At 61.1% G+C, this 22,039-nt stretch carries 19 protein-coding genes; 13 read left to right on the forward strand and 6 right to left on the reverse strand.

Going from position 1 to position 22,039, the window contains the following annotated elements:
* Nucleotides 1–17: 17 nt before the first annotated feature.
* On the reverse strand, nt 18–1,460 hold the full coding sequence (locus tag ACJ8KE_RS21990; protein WP_016930409.1) for a sugar porter family MFS transporter: 1,443 nt from the start codon (nt 1,458–1,460) through the stop codon (nt 18–20).
* A 556-nt stretch (nt 1,461–2,016) separates the two neighbouring features.
* On the opposite strand from ACJ8KE_RS21990, the gene ACJ8KE_RS21995 reads away from it, so the two are divergent.
* The 4 genes from ACJ8KE_RS21995 to ACJ8KE_RS22010 all read left to right on the forward strand — a co-directional run bounded on the left by ACJ8KE_RS21995 (nt 2,017) and on the right by ACJ8KE_RS22010 (nt 5,218).
* A complete protein-coding gene (locus ACJ8KE_RS21995; RefSeq protein WP_015379335.1) occupies nt 2,017–3,522 on the forward strand; it encodes a CoA-acylating methylmalonate-semialdehyde dehydrogenase in 1,506 nt (501 codons plus the stop codon).
* Between the two features lie 77 nt (nt 3,523–3,599).
* Nucleotides 3,600–4,421 carry a 5-deoxy-glucuronate isomerase gene (gene iolB / locus ACJ8KE_RS22000; protein WP_016930408.1) on the forward strand — a complete coding sequence of 274 codons (822 nt, stop codon included), beginning with the start codon at nt 3,600–3,602 and terminating at the stop codon, nt 4,419–4,421.
* A 174-nt stretch (nt 4,422–4,595) separates the two neighbouring features.
* Nucleotides 4,596–4,865, forward strand: a complete 270-nt coding sequence (locus ACJ8KE_RS22005) for a hypothetical protein (RefSeq protein ID WP_004930864.1) — start codon at nt 4,596–4,598, stop codon at nt 4,863–4,865.
* 14 nt (nt 4,866–4,879) lie between these two features.
* On the forward strand, nt 4,880–5,218 hold the full coding sequence (locus ACJ8KE_RS22010) for a type II toxin-antitoxin system RelE/ParE family toxin (RefSeq protein ID WP_004930859.1): 339 nt from the start codon (nt 4,880–4,882) through the stop codon (nt 5,216–5,218).
* 41 nt (nt 5,219–5,259) lie between these two features.
* Here ACJ8KE_RS22010 and ACJ8KE_RS22015 read toward each other — a convergent pair whose 3' ends face one another.
* Entirely contained in the window at nt 5,260–6,096 is an 837-nt protein-coding gene (locus ACJ8KE_RS22015) for a MurR/RpiR family transcriptional regulator (RefSeq protein ID WP_004930856.1), read from the reverse strand.
* Nucleotides 6,097–6,299: 203 nt separating this feature from the next.
* Complete coding sequence (locus tag ACJ8KE_RS22020) at nt 6,300–8,231, reverse strand: bifunctional 5-dehydro-2-deoxygluconokinase/5-dehydro-2-deoxyphosphogluconate aldolase (protein WP_306376994.1); 1,932 nt, start codon at nt 8,229–8,231, stop codon at nt 6,300–6,302.
* A 548-nt stretch (nt 8,232–8,779) separates the two neighbouring features.
* Here ACJ8KE_RS22020 and iolD point away from each other — a divergent pair.
* Genes iolD through iolE form a run of 4 tightly spaced genes read left to right on the forward strand, consistent with a single transcriptional unit; the run spans nt 8,780 to nt 13,655 of the window.
* On the forward strand, nt 8,780–10,720 hold the full coding sequence (gene iolD, locus ACJ8KE_RS22025) for a 3D-(3,5/4)-trihydroxycyclohexane-1,2-dione acylhydrolase (decyclizing) (RefSeq protein ID WP_048796030.1): 1,941 nt from the start codon (nt 8,780–8,782) through the stop codon (nt 10,718–10,720).
* Between the two features lie 41 nt (nt 10,721–10,761).
* Nucleotides 10,762–11,775 carry a Gfo/Idh/MocA family protein gene (locus ACJ8KE_RS22030; RefSeq protein ID WP_016930405.1) on the forward strand — a complete coding sequence of 338 codons (1,014 nt, stop codon included), beginning with the start codon at nt 10,762–10,764 and terminating at the stop codon, nt 11,773–11,775.
* Nucleotides 11,776–11,814: 39 nt separating this feature from the next.
* Nucleotides 11,815–12,699, forward strand: coding sequence for a sugar phosphate isomerase/epimerase family protein (locus ACJ8KE_RS22035; RefSeq protein WP_004930845.1), 885 nt, complete (start codon nt 11,815–11,817; stop codon nt 12,697–12,699).
* A gap of 59 nt (nt 12,700–12,758) precedes the next feature.
* Nucleotides 12,759–13,655 (forward strand): myo-inosose-2 dehydratase, encoded by an 897-nt coding sequence (gene iolE / locus ACJ8KE_RS22040; protein ID WP_016930404.1) that lies wholly within the window; start codon nt 12,759–12,761, stop codon nt 13,653–13,655.
* A 61-nt stretch (nt 13,656–13,716) separates the two neighbouring features.
* Here the strand turns inward: iolE and ACJ8KE_RS22045 are convergent, their stop codons facing one another.
* A complete protein-coding gene (locus tag ACJ8KE_RS22045; protein WP_016930403.1) occupies nt 13,717–14,895 on the reverse strand; it encodes a P1 family peptidase in 1,179 nt (392 codons plus the stop codon).
* The gene (locus tag ACJ8KE_RS22050) at nt 14,888–15,403 is read right to left on the reverse strand and encodes a GNAT family N-acetyltransferase (RefSeq protein WP_049300445.1); all 516 of its coding nucleotides are present in this window, start codon (nt 15,401–15,403) and stop codon (nt 14,888–14,890) included. The genes ACJ8KE_RS22045 and ACJ8KE_RS22050 overlap by 8 nt, the downstream gene beginning before the upstream one ends.
* Nucleotides 15,404–15,792: 389 nt before the next feature.
* On the opposite strand from ACJ8KE_RS22050, the gene ACJ8KE_RS22055 reads away from it, so the two are divergent.
* The 4 genes from ACJ8KE_RS22055 to gntK all read left to right on the forward strand — a co-directional run bounded on the left by ACJ8KE_RS22055 (nt 15,793) and on the right by gntK (nt 19,900).
* Entirely contained in the window at nt 15,793–16,488 is a 696-nt protein-coding gene (locus tag ACJ8KE_RS22055) for a pirin family protein (RefSeq protein ID WP_004930835.1), read from the forward strand.
* Between the two features lie 130 nt (nt 16,489–16,618).
* Nucleotides 16,619–17,614 (forward strand): gluconate operon transcriptional repressor GntR, encoded by a 996-nt coding sequence (gene gntR / locus ACJ8KE_RS22060; protein ID WP_016930401.1) that lies wholly within the window; start codon nt 16,619–16,621, stop codon nt 17,612–17,614.
* Nucleotides 17,615–17,954: 340 nt separating this feature from the next.
* The gene (gene gntT / locus ACJ8KE_RS22065) at nt 17,955–19,271 is read left to right on the forward strand and encodes a gluconate transporter (protein WP_016930400.1); all 1,317 of its coding nucleotides are present in this window, start codon (nt 17,955–17,957) and stop codon (nt 19,269–19,271) included.
* A gap of 101 nt (nt 19,272–19,372) precedes the next feature.
* Complete coding sequence (gntK, locus tag ACJ8KE_RS22070; protein ID WP_261420380.1) at nt 19,373–19,900, forward strand: gluconokinase; 528 nt, start codon at nt 19,373–19,375, stop codon at nt 19,898–19,900.
* 30 nt (nt 19,901–19,930) lie between these two features.
* Here the strand turns inward: gntK and ACJ8KE_RS22075 are convergent, their stop codons facing one another.
* The gene (locus tag ACJ8KE_RS22075; RefSeq protein WP_025159894.1) at nt 19,931–20,524 is read right to left on the reverse strand and encodes a YhgN family NAAT transporter; all 594 of its coding nucleotides are present in this window, start codon (nt 20,522–20,524) and stop codon (nt 19,931–19,933) included.
* 395 nt (nt 20,525–20,919) lie between these two features.
* Between ACJ8KE_RS22075 and asd the strand changes: the two genes are divergently transcribed.
* Nucleotides 20,920–22,023: an aspartate-semialdehyde dehydrogenase gene (gene asd / locus ACJ8KE_RS22080; protein WP_016930397.1), complete on the forward strand. Its 1,104-nt coding sequence runs from the start codon at nt 20,920–20,922 to the stop codon at nt 22,021–22,023.
* Nucleotides 22,024–22,039: the final 16 nt, after the last annotated feature.

Genomic DNA, 22,039 nt, shown 5'->3' on the forward strand with positions numbered 1-22,039 from the left:
CGGTCAGGGGTGAGAGATCAGGATTTGCCGTTTTCCAGCGGCAGCGGCTTACCGTCGGGCAGGGGTTGGCGGTGGCGTTTGGCCAGCACCACCTGTTCCATTTTTTCCAGCGAGACGCCTTTGGTTTCCGGAATATAGCGGCCGATAAACCAGTAGCTGAACAGGCAGCAGGCGGCGAAGATCCACATCGGGAAGGCGCCGTGGAAATGCGAGAACAGGTAAGGGTGGTCGTTGATCATCGGGAACGACTGCGACACCGCGAAGTTGGCGACCCACATGCAGCCGACGGCGATGCTCATCCCCTGCGCGCGCATGCGGTTCGGGAAGATTTCCGATACCAGCACCCAGGCGCCGACGCCCCAGGACAGCGCATAAAACACCATGAAGAACAGCATGCCGAACAGCGCGAAATAGCCGGTGGCCTGCGTGTAGAGCGCGTACGAGGTGAGCAGCAGGCCGGCGATGGCGCCCAGCGTGCCGTAACGCATCAGCGGAATGCGGCCCATGCGATCCATCAGCATGGCGCCGATGACCGAACCGACCAGCTGCAGCACGCCGATCCAGATGGTCTGGAACAGCGCTTCCTGCGCGTTTTCAGTGACGGTTTTCAGCACCACCGGCGCGTAATACATCATCACGTTGACGCCGGTGACCTGCTGCAACATGGCGATCATGCAGCCGACGAACAGAATGAACCGCACCCGCACATCGCCGTAGTTCAGCTTCCGGTGCTGCTGCTGTTGATCCTGCTGCAGCGAGTCTTTGATTTCTTTCAGCAGATTCTGCGCGTGGGCGGCGTTGGATACCTTGGTCAACATCGCCAGCGCCTGATCGTCGCGGCCCATCATCACGTTCCAGCGCGGCGATTCAGGAATGACGAATACCAGGATGCAGAACAGAATGCAGGGGATCACGCCCGAGGCGAACATCCAGCGCCAGCCCATTTCCACCAGCCAGGCTTCGCTGGCGATGCTGGCGATTTTGAAGTTGACGTAGAAAATCACGATCTGGCCGAAGACGATGGCGAATTGCTGCATGCTGAGCGCCCGCCCGCGCATGTCTTTCGGCGACACCTCCGACATGTACATCGGCGACACGGTGGCGGCAATGCCGACCGCCAGCCCGCCGATGATGCGGTAGATGACGAACCAGGTGAAGGTCGGGGCCAAGGCTGCGCCGACGGCGGACACGGTGAACAGCAGCGCCGCCAGCATCAGCGCCTTTTTACGGCCCCAGCGCGCCGCCAGCGGCCCGGCGGCGAAGGCGCCGACCACGCAGCCAATCACCACGTTGGAGACTGCCCAGCCGGTTTCGGCCGGGCTGAGATCGAAATAGGCTTTCAACGCTTCGATCGCGCCGGAGATCACGGCGGTATCGTAGCCGAACAGAATGCCGCCCAGGGCGGCGATGCCGCAAATTCGCAATATGTAGCCGGTATTGTGCTTACGCTGATATGACATGTGTTGCTCCGATTTTTATCCTGGCTTCCGTCCGCACGGTTGGGGTGTCGGGAAGGGGGCGAGCGGAAGGGTGTGAACCGTGCCTGTCATCAAGGCGATGTCGTCGATAAATGCTGGAACAAACAAGAACATTTATTTCATAATTAGTGAATAATGGAATATTGATTTTTAGATCCAGTTCAAAAAAAACCGTCACCTCTGTGCCGGGTCTCTTGGGCGAACGAGGGCGTGCGGTAACGGCGACAGGGCAGGCGCAGTGCGGGTTTTCTGTAGCAAAGTCAGTGTGTATTCCCCCAACTTTCGCCGCCGCCGTTGCGCTTTCCCTGGCACGGCAATGCAAGCGCCCGCCCGATCGACACCGCAAAATTGCGACCTCACGCACTAAAAACAAATTTTTCAAAACAATTTATTTGAAACTTTTTTTTCAATGAAATAGAGTTTGCTGCATCCGGTCAGGATTTAGCCGGCTTGCCGACGGAGTTTGGCGAGCGGGACGATTAACGCCGCGCCGCCTGGGTGTGGCCAGGCGACAGCGGACTTGAAAAGAGGGCGTGACATGAAAACCGTGGGTAACTTTATTGACGGGCAGGTGTGCCTGAGCAGCAGCAATCAAACCGTCGACGTGCACAACCCGGCCAGCGGGCAGGTTGAGCGGCGCGTTACGCAGAGCACCGCCGCCGAAGTCAAACAGGCCATCGACGTGGCCCACCGGGCGTTCGCCGACTGGTCGCGCACCACGCCGCTGCGCCGCGCGCGCATCATGTTCAATTTCAAGGCGCTGCTGGAACAGCACCGTGACGAGCTGGCCGAGCTTATCGTCAGCGAGCACGGCAAAGTGTATTCGGATGCGCTGGGCGAACTGACGCGCGGCATGGAAGTGGTCGAATTCGCCTGCGGTATCCCGCATCTGATCAAGGGCGAGTATTCGCCGGACGTCGGCAGCGGCGTCGACAGCTTCTCGCTGATGCAGCCGCTGGGCGTGGTGGCGGGCATTACCCCGTTCAACTTCCCGGCGATGGTGCCGATGTGGATGTTCCCCATCGCGCTGGCCTGCGGCAATACCTTTATCCTCAAGCCGCCGGCGCTGGTGCCTTCGGCCTCGGTGCGCTTGGCGGAGTTGCTGAAAGAAGCCGGCCTGCCGGACGGCGTGTTCAACGTGGTGCACTGCGCCAATGAAGATGCGGCGCAGCTGTGCACCGATCCGCGCATTCAGGCGGTGAGCTTCGTCGGTTCCTCCACCGTGGCGGAACATATCTATACCACCGCCAGCGCGCACGGCAAGCGGGTACAGGCCTTCGGCGCGGCGAAAAACCAGGCGATCGTCATGCCGGACGCCGATCTGGACGCCACGGTCAACGCGTTGATGGGCGGCGCGTTCGGCTCTGCCGGCGAGCGCTGCATGGCGCTGCCGATCGCCGTGGTGGTCGGTGACGATACCGCAGACAAACTGATCGCCAAACTGAAGCCGCTGATCGCGCAGCTCCGCGTCGGGCCGGGCTTGCAGCAGGGTGGCGAAGAGAATGAAATGGGGCCGCTGGTGTCGTCCGCCCATCAGAAAAAGGTGCTGGGCTACATCGATCTGGGCGTGGAAGAAGGCGCCACCCTGGTGGCCGACGGCCGCAATTATCAGGTGCCGGGCTACCCTGAAGGCTACTACGTCGGCGGCACGCTGTTCGACCATGTGAAGCCGAACATGCGCATCTACCGCGAAGAGATCTTCGGGCCGGTGCTGGGCATCGTGCGGGTGCCGGACTATCGCACCGCCATCGACACGGTCAACGGTCACGAGTTTGGCAACGGCAGCGCCATCTTTACCGGCAGCGGCCACTACGCGCGTCAGTTCGTGCAGGAAGTGCAGGCCGGGATGGTCGGCGTCAACGTGCCGGTGCCGGTGCCGATGGCGTTCCACAGCTTCGGCGGCTGGAAGCGCTCGGTGTTCGGCGCGTTGAACGTGCACGGCACCGACGGCGTGCGCTTCTACACGCGCATGAAGACCGCCACCGCGCGCTGGCCGGCCGGGCAGCAGACGGTGTCCGAATTCAGCATGCCGACGCTGGGCTAAGCGATCGCAGAGTATGAGCGGGCCGTTGCTCCTTTGGGGCAGCGGCCTTTGCACGGGGAGTTAACAGGAGAATCGAAATGTCTTCACTGCTTGCCAAATGTCAGGCGCCGAACGCCGAGGGGCGTATCCAGCACGTGACGCCGGAAAATGCCGGTTGGGGCTATGTCGGCTTTGACGTTTACCGCCTGGCCGCCGGGCAGTCGCTGCAGTTGGAATGCGGTGGCAGGGAACTGTGTCTGGTACTGGTGGCCGGTATCGCCTCCGTCGCCACGCTGCGCGCCGAATACCCGCATATCGGCAAACGCATGAGCCCGTTCGAGCGCACGCCGCCTTACGCGGTGTACGTGCCGCACCACGATCGCATCGACGTGCGGGCAGAAACCGATCTGGAGTTGGCGGTGTGCAGCGCGCCCGGCAGCGGCCATCTGCCTTCACGCCTGATCACGCCGGCGGAAATCGGCGTGGAGCGGCGCGGCAAGGGGCGCAACCAGCGGTTGGTGCATAACATTCTGCCGGACAGCGAGCCGGCCGACAGTCTGCTGGTGGTGGAGGTTTACACCGATGAGGGCAACACCAGCTCCTACCCGAGCCACAAGCACGATCAAGAAGATTCGCCGGACGAGACCTATCTCGAAGAGACGTACTATCACCGCATTCAGCCGGAGCAAGGGTTCTGCATGCAGCGCGTCTATACCGACGATCGCACGCTCGACGAATGCATGCCGGTCTACAATCGCGACGTGGTGAAAGTGCCGCGCGGTTATCATCCGGTGGCGACCCTGGCGGGCTACGACAACTACTATCTCAACGTGATGGCCGGGCCGGTGCGGCAGTGGAAATTCACCTGGGAAAAAGACCACGCCTGGATTAACGGCGAAGGTTACCCCGCCGCGCAATAGGCGCTTGAGGCCCGGCTTGCCGGGCTTTCTCTTTATCAGGGTATAAATTTGACCTAAATTTGCCCTCTATCTTGCTCAAATGATAACCTGTCCACACGCGATCGCTCCCTGGCTGAGTGAATCCAAAGAATCGCTGTGATACAGCGTGATTGCCTATGCGCAGGAGGAAAAACTATGACGACCACCATGTCCCAAAAAGCGGCGCGGGAAGGATTAGGTTCGCCCGATCTGTTTGAAGGCGGGGTTTACGTCACAAAAAATGGTGTTGCCGAGCTGTTTGTGCAAACGGCGGCTGAGAGAGAGGCCGAAATACGGGAACGCAATCTCGAGCGCCAGTCCAACGCGTTGTTGAAACTGACTATGATGGCGAAGCAAGAGATTAAAAATCAGCGCGGTCTGTCGCCCGAAGAAACCTTGCAGCGGCTGCGTGACGCGCGGAAATAGACCCGAGGTGCAGGATGCCCCAGGAAATACGTTTTACCGTCGCGCCGGCGGCGGAATGGAGCCTGAAAGACATCGAGTCTTATAAGAGCGGAACGATAGGGGCCGTCGCAGCCGGGATGTTCGTGGACAATCTGTTGTTATCGTCCCTCGCTGCAATTGCCGACGATCCCGCCCGCTACCGCTTCAACGCCGTGCTGGCGGGCATGGGAGTGCGGTTGCACGAACGATTGGATCCCGACAGCGAATACCGCGTCATCTATGACTACGACGGCCAAACGGTGGAGATTCTGCTTTTCATCAGCATGAAGCAGGATCTGGAAAGCGCGCTCTACCGCTATTTGTTGCTGCAATAATCCCGCCGCGCCCGAGCCTGTCGGGCGCGTTCACATCCGCCTTACTCGTCCCGGGCGTTATTCAGCGCCAGCGAGACCGCCAGCGTCTGTGCCAGACACATCGAGGCCACCTGCGAACGGAACCCGTCCACCTGCGCTTCGCGCACCACGAAACAGACGTCGCTGAAGGCGGCCAGCGGGCTGACCTGGCTGTCGGTGATGGCGATCTGTTGCGCGCCGCGCTTGGCGCCCAATTCCACCAGTTCCACCGCCTCGCGGGCGTACGGCGAATAGCTGATGGCGATCACCACGTCCTTCGGTTTCACCATGCTCAGCTGTTCGGTAAACATCCCGCCCAGCCCGTCAATCAGAAACGCGCGGCGCTCCAGATGGCGCAGCGCATAGGTAAGGTAGGAAGCGACGCTGAACGAGCGGCGCAGGCCGATCACGTAGATGTTTTCAGCGTTGTTGAGCAGCTCGACGGCGCGATCCAACTGCTCGGGGGCGATCTGCATCGCCAGCTGCTGCAGCGCCTGCGCGTTGACCATGGTGAATACGTTGAGAATCTCCGCCGGCTTCTCCGGCGCGACGTTGTCGTCGGTGGAGGTTTGGCGGAACAGGCGTGCGCGCTCGGTATAGTTCACCGTTTCTTCCATCAGATGCTGACGGAACACCTGCTTCATTTCGTTGAAGCCGCTGAAGCCGAAGGCGTTGGCGAAACGGATCAGGGTGGAAGGCGGCACGCTGGCCTGTGCGGCGATGGAGGCAACGGTATCGAAAGCGATGCTGTTACTGTTATCCAAAATATAGCGCGCCACCTGCTTCAAACGCTTGCTCAGCGTTTCATAACGGTGGCGGATCTCGTCCTGTAACAGCGAAAGTTGAGTTGGGTTGTTCATCCATTCGGCTCGCAGTGGGGTGAAGGCGCATTGGCCTGACGCCTGAAATATTGACAGGGTATTTTAACAGACGGAGCGGAAATTTCATTTCCTCAAAAAGCGATTTATTCGATTGCACATTGCGCGACTTCACAGAAAATGGGCAAAAAAATCCCCTTAAAGCGGCGAAATGGCCTTAAGGGGACGTGAACCTGCTGTAGCTGTCAGTGCGCGCTGCCCACCTGTGGACGGTACTGGCGCCAGAAAGCGATCAGCGTCAGGTATTTTTGTTTCACCTGCTCGATCAGGGCCGCGTCGTCGATTTCCCCCTGCAGCCAGCGGCGCGAAGGTTGGCCGAAAATGGTGCGGCCGACGGCGAAACCTTTGACCCAGCGCGCATCCGCGGCGGCGGCAAAGCCCGCCTTCAGCACCGCCTCCGGGGAGTCGAGCCCCAGGATCAGCACGCCGCGGCAGTCGGGATCGCAGGCGTCGATCAGCGCGCCGACCCGCTGCCAGTTTTCCGCGCTCAGCGGCGGCAGTTTCCACCAGTCCGGCTGAATGCCCATGTGGTAGAAGTGTTCAATCATCTCCAGGTAATAGCGTTCGTCTTTGTCGGCGTTGCTGTCCGGCAGGATCACCTCCAGCAGCAGTTCGTGGCCGGATTTGCAGCAGCCGCGGTAGACGTCGGCGATCAGCGCATCCTGTTCGCGGCGCAGTTCCGCCGCGTCGTGCGGGTGATAGAACACCAGGCACTTCACCACGTGCTCCTGCGGCCAGTCGATCAATTGCGAGCCAATATTGCCGTGCTCCAGGCGCAGTGGGCGCGAGCTGGGCAGCTCCACCGGCCGGCCGATCCACCATCCCTGGCCAGTGATTTCGTTCAGCGCCGCCTGCCCGTAGGTGGTGTCGGCCAGAATGCCGCTGTTGCCGTCGAGGCCGGCCTGCGCGGCAGCCTGTTGCGCCGCGGTGAGCAGCAGGGTCTTCAGGCGCGGAATGCGTTCCTCGCCGACGCCGGCTTCGCGCGCCATGTCCGCCAGCTGCTTGCGGTGATCGAAGGCGAACACGCACAGTTCCGGCCACTGTTGCTTGCGGGTGGTGACCCGGTGCAGGTGGTTCAGACGTGCGTCGCGGTCCGGGCGCGTGACCTGTTGTTCACGCTGCAGGTAGTCGTCCAGCTCCCGTTTGGTCGGCATCGCCGGCGCGCAGCCGTGGCGCGAAACCACCAATGCGCCGCAGGCGTTGGCGTAGCGGCAGGCCTGCTCCCAGCCTTCATCGTTCAGGTAGCCGCGCAGCAACCCGGACATAAAGGCGTCGCCGGCCCCCAGCACGTTCAGCACCTCCACCCGCACGCCGGCGTGCAGCTTCACCTGTTCCCAGTCGTCGGCGATGTCATCTTCGAACACCGAGCAGCCCTGCGCGCCGCGCTTGCACACCAGCGTGGCCGCCGTGGCCCGGCGCACGTTTTTCAGCGCCGTCAGCGTGTCGGTGCTGCCGCCGGCGATATGAAATTCCTCTTCAGTGCCGACGATCAGATCGAAATGGTGCAGCACCTCCTGCAGTTCGCGGGTCACCTGGTCTGATTCCACAAAGCGGGTTTCGCCGTCGCCCAGCGACGTCAGCCCCCACAGTACCGGGCGGTAATCGATGTCGAGCGCGGTGCGCAGGCCGTGGCGGCGCGCATACTCCAGCGCCTTCAGCACCGCGGCGCGGGTGTTCGGGTGCGACAGGTGCGTGCCAGTGATGGCCAGCGCGCGCGCGGAGGCGATGTAGGCCTCGTCGATGTCGTCCGGCGTCAGCGCCATGTCCGCGCAGTTTTCGCGGTAGAAGATCAGCGGGAAGGTTTCCTGATCCTTGATGCCGAGGATCACCAGGCCGGTTAATCGTTGCTTGTCGGTGATCAGACAGCGGGTATCGGCCCCGACGCGCTGCAGCTCTTCACGCAGAAAGCGGCCCATGTGTTCATCGCCGACGCGGGCCAGCATGCCGGATTTCAACCCCTGAATGGCGGTGCCGTAGGCCACGTTGCCGGAAGAGCCGCCGAGGTATTTGGCGAATGTGCCGGCGTCTTCCAGACGCGCGCCGATCTGCTGAGCATAGAAATCGACGGCGATGCGCCCGAGACAAATGACATCAAGCTGTTTTTGTTGTGTAGCCATACCCGTTTCCTTCTGTTTAAGCAAAACTCCGGCGGCGGCCCGAGCGTGGCGCCCTGCAGGAAGCATGGGGACAGTATGGGGAATGAAAATTTCAATTTCAATATGAAATGAAATTTACACCCCAAAAATGTGATGCGTTTAAAACATCGACAGAGGCGTGGGAAAAGGCGGTGAACCGGCTGGATAAGGGCCGCCGGGGCCGTACATAAAAGGGGGGTGAGGGCAGGGTAAAAGGCTGTCAGCCCATGTGCCAACGACTTTTATCGGCCGGTGCGCGGCACGAAGCCCATGAAGGCTGAACCACGAGATGAAACGCGCTTTTCATGTAATATGCGATCTTTATCGCAAAATGAAATGTTTCTTCTGTAATGTGATTTTATGAAAAATATATTTGTTTATAATCGCTTCACGTTTCAGGTTGTCGACTTCGTGAGCAGCGCGGGCATCGTCTGCTCAAGATAATAGCTGCCGCCGCGTAACACAAACACGGGATTGTCGGCTCGGCATGAGCGCTTTCCGGGGCGGCCCTCAATCTAAAGGGTGAGTAAATGGGCAAGATCAGGTTAACCATGGCGCAGGCGCTCGTCAGATTTCTCGATAACCAGTATCTGCTGGCCGACGGCGTGGAAACCAAATTCGTCGCGGGCATTTTCGCGATTTTCGGCCACGGCAACGTGCTGGGGCTGGGGCAGGCGCTGGAACAGGATAGCGGCGATCTGCGGGTGCACCAGGGCCGCAACGAGCAGGGGATGGCCCATGCGGCGATCGGCTTCGCCAAACAGAAGCTGCGTCGGCAAATTTACGCCTGCACCTCATCGGTCGGCCCCGGCGCCGCCAATATGATCACCGCCGCCGCCACCGCCACCGCTAACCGCATCCCTTTATTGCTGCTGCCGGGCGACGTTTACGCTTCTCGCCAGCCGGATCCGGTGTTGCAGCAAATCGAACAGTCTTACGATCTCAGCATCAGCACCAACGACGCGTTCCGTGCGGTGAGCAAATACTGGGATCGCATCGTGCGCCCGGAACAGCTGATGAGCGCCTGCATCAATGCGATGCGCGTGTTGACCGATCCGGCGGAAACCGGCGCGGTGACGCTGTGTCTGCCGCAGGACGTGCAGGGTGAAGCCTACGACTATCCCGACTATTTCTTCCAAAAACGCGTGCATCGGCTCGATCGCCGCCCGGCGACCGAGGGCATGTTGGCGGACGCCTTGGCGCTGCTGACGGCCAAACGCAAACCGCTGCTGGTGTGCGGCGGCGGCGTGAAATACTCGCAGGCCGGGCGGGCGCTGCGCGAATTCGCCGAGCGCTTCGGCATTCCGTTCGCCGAGACCCAGGCCGGCAAAGGCGCGGTGCCGAGCGACCATGAATTCAACCTCGGCGGCATCGGCGAAACCGGCTGCCTGGCGGCCAACACGCTGGCCCGACAGGCCGATTTGGTGATCGGCGTCGGCACCCGCTACACCGATTTCACCACCTCGTCCAAATGGCTGTTCCAACATCCGAGCGTCAGCTTCCTCAACGTCAACGTCAGCGCCTTCGACGCCGGCAAGCTTGACGGCGTGCAGGTGCTGGCGGACGCCCGCGAGGCGCTGAGCGAACTGGGCGCACGGCTGGCGCAGGCCGATTATCGCGCCGGCTGGGGCGACGCCATCGCCGCGGCGCGCAGCGCGCAGCATGAAGAGACCGAGCGGGTTTACGCGGTGGAATACAGCGGCGCAGGCTTTGTGCCGGAGATCGACGATCACCTCGATCGCGAGCGGGTGTTCGCCGAATTTATCGCTCAGACCGACTCGGCGATGACGCAAAGCCGGGTGCTGGGGGTGCTGAACCGCGAACTGCCGCCGGACAGCGTGATCGTCGCCGCCGCCGGCAGCCTGCCGGGCGACCTGCAGCGGGTGTGGCACAACCGCGGCGAGCACGGTTACCACGTGGAATACGGCTACTCCTGCATGGGGTACGAGGTGAACGCCGCATTGGGGGTCAAGCTGGCCGAGCCGCAGCGTGAGGTGTACGCGATGGTGGGTGACGGCGCGTTCATGATGCTGCATTCCGAGCTGGTCACCTCGATTCAGGAAGGCTGCAAGATCAACGTGGTGCTGTTCGACAACATGACCAACGGCTGCATCAACAACCTGCAGATGGAACATGGCATGGACAGTTACACCACCGAATTCCGCTTCCGCAATCCAGAGGGCGGCAAGCTCGACGGCAAACTGGTGCCGGTCGATTTCGCCATGCTGGCAGCGGCTTACGGCTGCAAAACCTATCGCGTCACCACCGAGCAGCAGTTGCTCGATGCGCTGGCCGACGCCCGCAGGCAGACCGTGTCCACGCTGCTCGACATCAAGGTGCTGCCGAAGACCATGGTGCACAAATATCTCAGCTGGTGGCGCGTGGGCGGCGCTCAGGTGGCCGACAGCGAGAAAATCGTCGAAGTGGCGCGCAAGCTGCAGGAAAACATCGATAAGGCGCGCGATTACTGATTCGTTTTCGAACACAACACACTTTCCAGAGGGTAGCGAAAATGACATTGAACATTGGGGTTATCGGCACCGGCGCCATCGGCCGCGATCATATCCGTCGCTGCAGCAAAGTTTTGCAGGGCGCCCGCGTCGTAGCGGTGAACGACATCAATCGCGACAACGCCGCCAAGGTGGTGAGCGATCTGCAGCTGGATGCGCGGGTGTATGACAACGGCCACGATCTGATCAAGGCCGCCGACGTGCAGGCGGTGCTGGTCACCTCCTGGGGGCCGAGTCATGAAGAGTTCGTGCTGGCGGCCATCGCCGCCGGCAAACCGGTATTCTGCGAGAAGCCGCTGGCGGTGACCGCGCAGGGCTGCAGAAACATCGTCGACGCCGAAGCGAAGCACGGCAAGCGGCTGGTGCAGGTCGGCTTTATGCGCCCCTATGACCAGGGCTATCGCGCGTTGAAACAGGTGCTGACCAGCGGCCAGATCGGCGAGCCGCTGATGCTGCACTGCGCGCACCGCAATCCGACGGTCGGCGAGGCCTACACCACCGATATGGCGATCACCGACACCCTGATCCACGAAATCGACGTGTTGCGCTGGCTGCTCGACGACGACTATGTGTCGGTGCAGGTGGTGTTCCCGCGCAAGAGCCCGAAGGCGTTCCCGCACCTGAAAGATCCGCAAATTGTGCTGTTTGAAACCGCCAAAGGGACGCGCATCGACGTCGAAATCTTCGTCAACTGCCAGTACGGCTATGACATTCAGTGTGAAGTGGTAGGGGAAACCGGCATCGCCAAACTGCCGGAGCCGTCCTCGGTGCAGATGCGCAGCGGCGCCCGCCTGTCGACCGAAATCCTGACCGACTGGAAGGATCGCTTTATCGACGCCTATGACGTCGAGCTGCAGGGGTTCATCAACGACGTGGCCGCGGGCAAATTGACCGGCCCTTCCGCCTGGGACGGCTACGCCGCCGCCGTGACCGCTGACGCCTGCGTGGCCGCCCAGCTCAGCGGCGAGATCGTGCCGGTGACCCTGCCGGCGCGCCCGGCGTTTTACGGCAAATAACCGCTCGCAGCGCGTACCCATGATTGTAGAGGAGTGACCATGAAGATCGCTTTTGATGTCGACGTTATCCGGGATTTGGGCGTCACCAAAATGGTTCAGCAGGTGGCGGACTGGGGCTACAAATACATCGAGCAGTCGCCGCACCCGCAGATCAACCCGTTTTACAAACATCCGAAGGCCAGCCGCGAAATCATGGCGGAGTATAAAAACGCCCTGAAAGCGACCGGCGTGGAGATCTCCTCATTTATCGTGGTGTATCGCTGGTCCGGGCCGGGGGAAGATCGCCGCCAGGCGGCGGTCAAAAACTGGCGGCGGATGATCGAAATCGCGGTGGAAATGGGCGTGCAGGTGATCAACACCGAACTGGCCGGCAACCCCAACGAACCGGAGATCTGCGAGGAGCTGTGGTATCGCTCGATGGAGGAGCTGCTGCCGATCGTTGAGCGCGAGGGTATTCGTATGGAGATCCAGTCGCACCCGTGGGACTTCTGCGAGCTGAGCAACGAAACCGCCGATCTGGTGAAGTCGCTGCGCAGCGACCACGTCAAATACCTCTACAGCGTGCCGCACACCTTCTACTACGACAAGGGACAGGGTGACGTAGCCGGCATGCTGCAGTACGCCGGGGACGATCTTTCCCACGTGCTGATCGCCGACACCATGAATCACACCAAGCATTGCCGTTATATCGTCAACCCGCCAGGCGTTGACGCCGCGGTGCACCAGCACGTCGGCATCGGCGAAGGCGAAGTGAATTTCGACGCCCTGTTCCAGACGCTGCGCGACATGGAATTCGCCAACCGCAGCTTCAAGGTCGGCGGCGAATCGATTATCTGCACCTCGTTGTTCGGCTACCCGGAAAAGATGCCGAGCCAGGCGGTGGCGACCAGAGAACGCATCGAAAGAGAGCTGTTGGGCAAATAATCTGATTCGGCTCGCCGGCGGCGTTTGTACCGGCGGCCCTGCAAGGACCGAGGCAAACCATGAATAAAGACAACGTGAAATTGGCCATTGCGCCGATCGGCTGGACCAACGATGACATGCCCGATTTGGGCAAGGAAAACACCTTCCAGCAGTGCGTCAGTGAAATGGCGCTGGCCGGTTTCACCGGCAGCGAAGTGGGCAGCAAATACCCGCGCGATCCGGCGGTGCTGAAACCGATGCTGGATATTCGCGGCATCCAGATCTGCAACGCCTGGTTCAGTACCTTTTTCGCCGACGGCCAGAAAGACAAAACCATTGATGAATTTATCAACCACATGAATTTCCTGCATGCCATGGGCGCCAGGGTGATCGGCTGTTCCGAGCAGAGCAAGAGCATTCAGGGCACCACCAAAGGCGTGTTCGAAGAGAAGCCGTATTTCAGCGATGAAGAGTGGCGGCGGGTGGCCGACGGTTACAACGAGTTGGCGAAGATCGCCGCCGATAAAGGCATGCAGGTGTGCCTGCACCACCACATGGGCACCGGCATTCAGACCACGGCCGAAATCGATCGCTACATGAGCATGGTCAACGACGACGTTTATCTGCTGTTCGATACCGGCCATGCCTACTATTCGGAAGGCAGTCAACAGGCGATGATGGCGATCCTGGAGAAGTATCTGCCGCGCATCAACCATGTCCACCTGAAGGACGTGCGCGATGAGGTGGTGGCGGAAGTGAAGGCCAACAAGCTGAGTTTCCTCGATGGCGTGAAGAAGGGCACCTTCACCGTGCCGGGTGATGGCGTGATCGATTTCAGACCGGTGTTCAAGCTGCTGGACGAGCGCGGTTACAAAGGGTGGATGGTGGTGGAGGCCGAGCAGGATCCGGCGCTGGCCAACCCGTTCGAGTATGCGGTGAAGGCGCGCCGTTATATTCGGGAAACCGCCGGCATTTAGGCGGCGAGGGGCAATAGAGATCGAGGGGCGCCGCCAGCGCCCCTTTTTTGATGGCGGTGCGTTAGCCGCCGAGCGTTTGCCAGGTTGTGACCTGGCTGCCCGGCCACGGGGTGGCGGCGTATACGCCACGGGCGATCGCCCGAGCGAGGGTGTCCGCCGCCAGCGCGCCGATCTGCAGCACCGCCAGTTCACGGCTGCCCTGCACCTCGCGCTGCCCGGTGGACAGGGCGAACACCACGTCGCCGTCAAATGGGCTGTGTAGCGGGCGGATGGCGCGCGCCATGCCGTCTTGCGCCATGATGGCCACCCGTTTCAACTCCACCCGCGTCAGCGCCAGGTCGGTGGCGATGCAGGCCAGGGTGGTGTTCTTTCTGCCGCCCTGCGGCTCTTGCACCATCCCGTCTTCGCCCTGCGCGCGCAGCTGCGCCAGAGCCGCCGCGCCGCCGTTGCCGAATTCACCATCGATTTCATAGGGCGTCGCCCAGAAGGCGCGGGTGCCGGGCGCTACCACCGCACCCAGGCTGTTGACCGCCACCAGTGCGCCGACGGTAGCGCCATTGGCGGCAACGATCGATGCCGAACCGAGCCCGCCTTTCAGCTTGCCCATGCCGGTCATGGCGCCGTAGCCGGCGCCGACGGTGCCCAGTGGAAAGTCCAGGCCGGCCTTGCCGACCGCGTCGATGCCCAGTTGGCGATACGGCGGCGTGAGCTGCCAGTTTTTATCGCCGCCGTTGGCCAGGTCGTACAGGCAGGCGGTGGGCACGATAGGTGACACCGGCACGCCGGGAGCCGGCCGCAGCGCATAGCCTCTGCCTTGTAGCCCGAGCCAGGCCGCGACGCCGTCCGCCGCCGCCAGGCCGTATACCGAACCGCCGCTGAACGTCAGCGCATCGATGGTCTGTACCAAATTGTCCTCACCCAGCGCGTCGGTTTCACGGGTGGCGGGGCCGCCGCCGCGCACGTCCACGGCGGCAATCGCCGGGCCGTCCGGCAGGATCACCGTCGCGCCGGTGCGCACCCGGCTGTCCTGCGCCACGCCGACCTTCAGGCCGGGTACATCGGTAATCAGGTTGCGGGCGCCAGGGCGCCCGGCGGCGGAAGTTGGCATAGCGGCACCTAATGGGGTGAAGGGGGGGAACATGCCGGCGGCGGTCAGGCCGGCCAGCGCGTGTAAAAAGGTTCGGCGGTTGATATTCAGGGGCCGGCGCAGCGGCCCCTGCGGGGGGATGATATCACGCATCGGCGCGCGGCTGCCCGGAGCGAAAACGCGCCATATGGTAGGCATCGACCAGCACGCCGTCGCGCATGGCGAAAGCGCGGCTGGTGCCTTCAATCTCAAAACCGAACTTGCGATACAGCGCGATGGCCGCCGGGTTGTCGGTAAACACCGTCAGTTCGATGCGCTCGATGGCCGCCCAGTTGTCGCACAGGTCGATCATCGCCTGCATCAGGCGGCTGCCGACGCCTTTACCGTGGTAGCGCGGATCGACGCCGATGCCGAAGGTGGCCACGTGGCGGCGGCGCACGCGCTGATTCAGCATCACGGCTAACTGACCGACAAGCTGTCCGTCAACGAAGGCCGCCAGGTTATGCGTGCCCGGTTCGGGATTGGCGAGGCGTTTATGCCACAGGTCGACTGTCGGTAGCGGTAGGTGCAGCGTATCGCGGTAGACGGGCATCTGAGAATAAAGATGATGCAGGGCCTGCGCATCCGATGTTTCCACGTGGCGTATCGCGATCTCGCTCATCTCGCTGCTCCTTTTGCTTACCGGTTGAATAACCTCTGAATTTATCCGTTTACTGCCTTGAGTCAATATTATTTCAACGGGTCAAAAAAAACGCTTTACAGGTGCGAATGATAATGATTATTATTGCGATGCGTTCCGGGGAGGGCATCAACCCTTGATACTCTCGCTGCGAAGGCACGACATTGCTCACATTGCTTCCAGTGTTTACTTAGCCAGCTCGGGTGCTGGCTTTTTTTTTGCCCTTTTTCAGCCGGTTCCGCTTTCAACAAATCCGCTGCCCATTCGCTGTTTCATTCCATCGAAATTTTTGAACAGAGGCATGAGTTTTTTACGCTTTCTTATTCTGCTGGCAGGACTAGACTGTAAAAAAACATTGAGGAGAGTTGAAAATGATTTATGTACGTAAAGCGGAAGACCGCGGCCACGCCAATCATGGCTGGCTGGATAGCTGGCACACCTTCTCATTTGCCGATTATTACGATCCGAACTTTATGGGGTTCTCGGCGCTGCGAGTGATCAACGAAGATGTGATCGACGCAGGGCAGGGTTTCGGTACTCACCCGCATAAAGACATGGAAATCCTGACCTACGTGCTGAGCGGCACGGTGGAACACCAGGACAGCATGGGCAACAAGGAGCAGATCCAGGCCGGCGAATTCCAGATCATGAGCGCGGGCACCGGGGTGCGTCACTCCGAGTACAATGCCAATCAGGATCGCCCGTTGCACCTGTACCAGATTTGGATCATTCCGGATCAGGTCGGGCTGGAGCCGCGCTACGAGCAGCGCATGTTTGATGCGCCGCAGGGCCGTCAGCTGGTGCTGTCGCCGGATGCGCGCGACGGTTCGCTGAAGGTGTTCCAGGATATGACGCTGTCGCGTTGGGCGCTGAATAAAGGCGAGCAGGGGGAATGCCCGATCGCCGCCGGCCGCCGCGTTTGGATCCAGGTGGTGCGCGGCAAGGTCTCGGTCAACGGCCAGACCGCCGGCATCAGTGACGCGTTCGCGGTGTGGGATGAATCGGCGCTGACCATTCAAGCCGACGAAGAGAGCGAAATCCTGCTGTTCGATCTGCCGCCGGTGTGATTAAGCGGTAAATTTCAAGGGCTCACGGCGTGAGCCCTTTTTGCGTTGGCCGTCGCATAACCGACAATATCGGCCCGCCGTTTTTTTTGCTAAAATGGCTGCCCATTCACGGTTAGTCAGTTCATTGATAATGAAGAAAAAACGGCCGGTACTCCAGGATGTGGCGGACAAGGTGGGCGTGACCAAGATGACGGTGAGCCGTTATCTGCGCAATCCCGACCAGGTTTCCGCCGCCCTGCAGCAAAAAATCGCCGTCGCGCTGGATGAGCTGGGCTACATCCCCAACCGCGCGCCGGACATCCTCTCCAACGCCACCAGCCGGGCGATTGGCGTGCTGTTGCCGTCGCTGACCAACCAGGTGTTCGCCGAAGTGCTGCGCGGCATCGAAAGCGTCACCGACGCGCACAACTACCAGACCATGCTGGCGCACTATGGTTACCTGCCGGAGCGTGAAGAAGAGCGTCTGACTTCACTGCTTTCTTACAATATCGACGGCCTGATCCTGTCCGAGCGCCACCATACGCCGCGCACCCTGAAGATGATCGAGGTGGCGGGCATTCCGGTGGTGGAACTGATGGACTGCGTCTCGCCGTGCATCGATCTGGCGGTGGGCTTCAACAACTTCGAGGCGGCGCGCCAGATGACCCAGCAGATCATCGCGCACGGCCACCGTCACGTAGTCTATTTCGGCGCTCGCCAGGATGAGCGTACTATTATCAAGCAGCAGGGGTATGAGCAGGCGATGCGTGAATCCGGCCTGGAGCCGTACAGCATCATGACCGCGCGTTCTTCCTCTTATTCCGCCGGCGGGGAGCTGTTGCGCCAGGCGCAGCGTGACTATCCGCAGATCGACAGTATCTTCTGCACCAACGATGACCTGGCGATCGGCGCGGCCTTCGAATGCCAGCGGCAGGGGCTGTCGATCCCGCAGGAGATGGCGATCGCTGGCTTCCACGGCCATGACATCGGCCAGGTGATGGTGCCGAAGCTGGCCAGCGTGCTGACGCCGCGTGAACGCATGGGGCAGATCGGCGCCGAGCGCTTGCTGGCCCGGCTGCGCGGCGAAACGGTGTGCCCGCGCATGGTGGACGTCGGTTTCACCGTGATCCCCGGCGGCAGTATCTGAGCCATTTTAACGTTCTGTTTTAACACCCTTTCTTTTTGCAGCGCGCCCTGAGGCGCGCTGGTTATCCCGCCTGTAAGCCCGCAGCTCGTTGCCGACATAAGTTTGATCTCTGTCCCAGAACGCGAATTTTAGCCGGTTACCCGGTTCCGGCGCTCATGTTGTTACCGGTATCATGATACCGGTAACAACGAGTGCGCGGTCATCTTGCTGCAAGACTGAACCTCTGACTCAACAACACCTACAGCTCTTCTTAAACACCGGGAAAGAGCCTAAAAATAAAACAACCGCACACTTTACGCCTATCGTAAAGAGAGTCGCGATAAAAGGTTGGAGAAAAACTATGCCATTAGTGATTGTTGCAGGCGGCGTAGCGCTGCTGCTGCTGCTGATGATCCGCTTCAAGCTGAACGGCTTTATCTCTCTGGTTCTGGTTGCCCTGGCGGTCGGGATTGCACAGGGTATGCCGGTCGATAAGGTCATCGGCTCCATCAAGGCCGGCGTGGGCGGCACGCTGGGCAGCCTGGCGCTGATCATGGGCTTCGGCGCCATGCTCGGCAAGCTGCTGGCGGACTGCGGCGGCGCACAGCGCATCGCCACCACGCTGATCGACAAGTTCGGCAGAAAACACATTCAATGGGCGGTGGTGCTGACCGGTTTCACCGTCGGCTTCGCGCTGTTCTACGAAGTGGGCTTCGTGCTGCTGCTGCCGCTGGTGTTCACCATCGCCGCCTCCGCGCGCATTCCGCTGCTTTACGTCGGCGTGCCGATGGCCGCCGCGCTGTCGGTGACTCACGGCTTCCTGCCGCCGCACCCAGGCCCGACCGCCATCGCTACCATCTTCCATGCTGACATGGGTAAAACCCTGCTGTACGGCACGCTGCTGGCGATCCCGACGGTGATCCTGGCCGGCCCGGTCTATGCCCGCTTCCTGAAAGGCATTGACAAGCCGGTGCCGGAAGGCCTGTACAACCCGAAAACCTTTACCGACGCGGAGATGCCGAGCTTTGGCGTCAGCGTTGCCACGTCGCTGGTGCCGGTGATCCTGATGGCGCTGCGCGCGGTCGCTGAAATGGTGCTGCCGAAGGGCCACAGCCTGCTGCGCTTCGCCGAGTTCTTCGGCGACCCGGTGATGGCGACCCTGATCGCCGTGCTGATCGCCATCTTCACCTTCGGCCTGAACCGCGGGCGCACCATGGATGAAGTGATGGGCACCATCACCGATTCGATTAAAATCATCGCCATGATGCTGTTGATCATCGGCGGCGGCGGCGCCTTCAAGCAGGTGCTGGTGGACAGCGGCGTCGAGCAGTACATCGCCGGCCTGATGGAAGGCAGCAACGTTTCGCCGATCCTGATGGCCTGGTCAATCGCCGCCGCGCTGCGTCTGGCGCTGGGTTCCGCCACCGTGGCGGCGATCACCGCCGGCGGCATCGTCGCGCCGCTGATCGCCACCACCGGCGTCAGCCCTGAGCTGATGGTGATTGCGGTCGGTTCCGGCAGCGTCATCTTCTCGCACGTCAACGATCCGGGCTTCTGGCTGTTCAAGGAGTACTTCAACCTGAGCATCATGGAAACCATCAAATCCTGGTCGGTGTTGGAAACCATTATCTCCGTGTGTGGCCTGGTGGGCTGTCTGCTGCTGGCGACGGTCGTATAATCTTTATCCGGCGCCCTGCGGGGCGTCGGCGTTCCAGAGTATCTTTATCAGTTGGGGCGTATTTGGCGCGCTCGCGCCAGTTCCCATAAGGGCATGACACAATGAGTAATCCGCAGAATCACGTATTTGTTTTGATGGGCGTTTCCGGCAGCGGCAAATCCGCCGTGGCCAGCGCCGTCGCCCACGAGGCCAACGCCGCCATGCTGGATGGTGACTACCTGCACCCGCGCGCCAACATCATCAAAATGTCCTCCGGGCATGCGTTGGACGACAACGATCGCGCTCCGTGGCTGGCGGCCCTGAACGACGCCATCTTCGCCATGCAGCGCACCAACGACGTGTCGCTGCTGGTGTGCTCGGCGCTGAAGAAAAGCTATCGCGATCGCCTGCGCGACGGCAATCTCAACCTGCATTTCCTCTACCTGAAAGGCGACCAGTCGGTGATCGAGGAGCGTCTGAAGCAACGCAAGGGCCACTTCTTCAAGCCGCAGATGTTGATTTCCCAGTTCGCCACGCTGGAAGAGCCGGGCGAGCAGGAACCGGATGTGCAAGCGATCGACATCAACCAGCCGCTGGACGGCGTGGTCGCCGATACGCTCGCCTATATTCGCCGCGTTACCGCCCGCTGAGCGCGGGCCGTTGTCGGCGCCGCCAGGCGCCTACAGCTTCATGTAAGCCCGCACGCCATCCAGGAACATCTGGGTCGACAGCATCACCAGAATCAGCCCCATCAACCGCTCCAGCGCGCTGACGCCTTTGCTGCCCAGCAGGCGCAGGAACAGGTTCGACATCAGCAAAATGGCCGCAGAGAGACCCCAGGCGATCAGCAGCGCCGCCACCAGATGGGGCAACTGATGCGGGTATTGGTGCGACAGCAGCATCAATGCAGCCAGAATCGACGGCCCGGCCACCAGCGGGATCGCCAGCGGCACCAGGAACGGCTCCTCGCCGGCGGACAGCCCGGAGCTGTTTCCCTCCTGCGAGGGGAAAATCATCTTGATGGCGATCAGAAACAGGATGATGCCGCCGGAAATGGAGACGGTTTCGGTGCGCAGGTTGAGGAACGCCAGAATTTTCTCGCCGGCGAACAGAAAGATCAGCATCAGCAGCAGGGCGATCAGCAGCTCGCGAATCAACACCACGCGGCGGCGGCGCGGTTCCAGGTGCTTGAGCACCGACATGAAAATCGGCAGGTTGCCCAGCGGATCCATAATTAAAAACAGCAATACCGTAGCGGAAATCATCTCTGTCATGGTGACCTCGTGATCGTGAAAACGCCTCGGCCTTTCCGGCCGCGTCCTTGCCTATCCCCTATGGATTTCAAATTGCAGCTAGGCGCCCAGCGATCGCATCCCCAGGAGCTTACTCAAGTAAGTGACTGGGGTATGACAAATCTGCCGGGAGCAGATTTGAACGCTGCTCGCAGCGGCCCCTTGGGGCGTGGCCCACGGATGGGCCACGTAACTACGTGCAGGTAACAACGCTGCAGTTTGAAAGACGACGGGTATATAAGAAGGATTGCTGAGAAATCCTCAGCCATCGAATAAATTCACTTTGCGCCCGCGCCGACATTTTGTAAGGTGAGGAGATATTGCACACAACTCGTTATCACCTACATAAGCCCTTATCCGGGCGGGACACAGATATTATGAAAAACGTTGGTTTCATCGGTTGGCGCGGAATGGTCGGCTCGGTTCTCATGCAACGCATGACGGAAGAGCGCGATTTCGACGCCATTCGCCCGGTCTTTTTCTCCACCTCGCAGCACGGTTCCGCCGCGCCGGCCTTCGGCGGCCAGCAGGGCACGCTGCAGGATGCGTATGACATCGACGCGCTGAGCGCGCTCGATATCATTATTACCTGTCAGGGCGGCGATTATACCAACGAAGTTTATCCTAAGCTGCGCGCCAGCGGTTGGCAGGGTTACTGGATCGACGCGGCCTCGTCGCTGCGCATGCAGGACGACGCCATCATCATCCTGGATCCGGTCAACCACGCGGTGATTCAGCAGGGCCTGGACAAAGGCATCAAAACCTTCGTCGGCGGCAACTGCACCGTCAGCCTGATGCTGATGTCGCTCGGCGGCCTGTTCGCCAACGATCTGGTGGAGTGGGCGTCGGTCGCCACCTACCAGGCGGCCTCCGGCGGCGGCGCGCGCCACATGCGCGAACTGCTGACCCAAATGGGCATGCTGCATGCCGACGTGGCGAAAGAGCTGCAGGATCCGGCTTCCGCCATCCTGGATATCGAGCGCAAGGTGACCGAAGCCACGCGCAGCGGCAAACTGCCGACCGATAACTTCGGCGTCCCGCTGGCCGGCAGCCTGATCCCGTGGATCGACAAGCAGCTCGACAACGGCCAGAGCCGTGAAGAGTGGAAGGGTCAGGCGGAAACCAACAAGATTCTGAATACCGGCAGCGTGATCCCGGTCGACGGTCTGTGCGTGCGCGTCGGCGCGCTGCGCTGCCACAGCCAGGCGTTCACCCTGAAGCTGAAAAAAGACGTGTCGCTGCCGGAAATCGAGCAGATGCTGGCGACGCACAACGACTGGGTGCGCGTGATCCCGAACGACCGCGAACTGACCATGCGCGAACTGACGCCGGCGGCGGTGACCGGCACGCTGAATACGCCGGTCGGCCGTCTGCGCAAGCTGAATATGGGGCCGGAGTATCTATCGGCGTTCACCGTGGGCGACCAGCTGCTGTGGGGCGCGGCTGAGCCGCTGCGCCGCATGCTGCGCATCCTGCTGTAAACCCATACTTCCTGGG

Origin of the sequence: Serratia sp. CY56464, from assembly GCF_052168435.1 — a bacterium.
In the GTDB taxonomy this organism is placed as follows: Bacteria; Pseudomonadota; Gammaproteobacteria; order Enterobacterales; family Enterobacteriaceae; genus Serratia; species Serratia marcescens.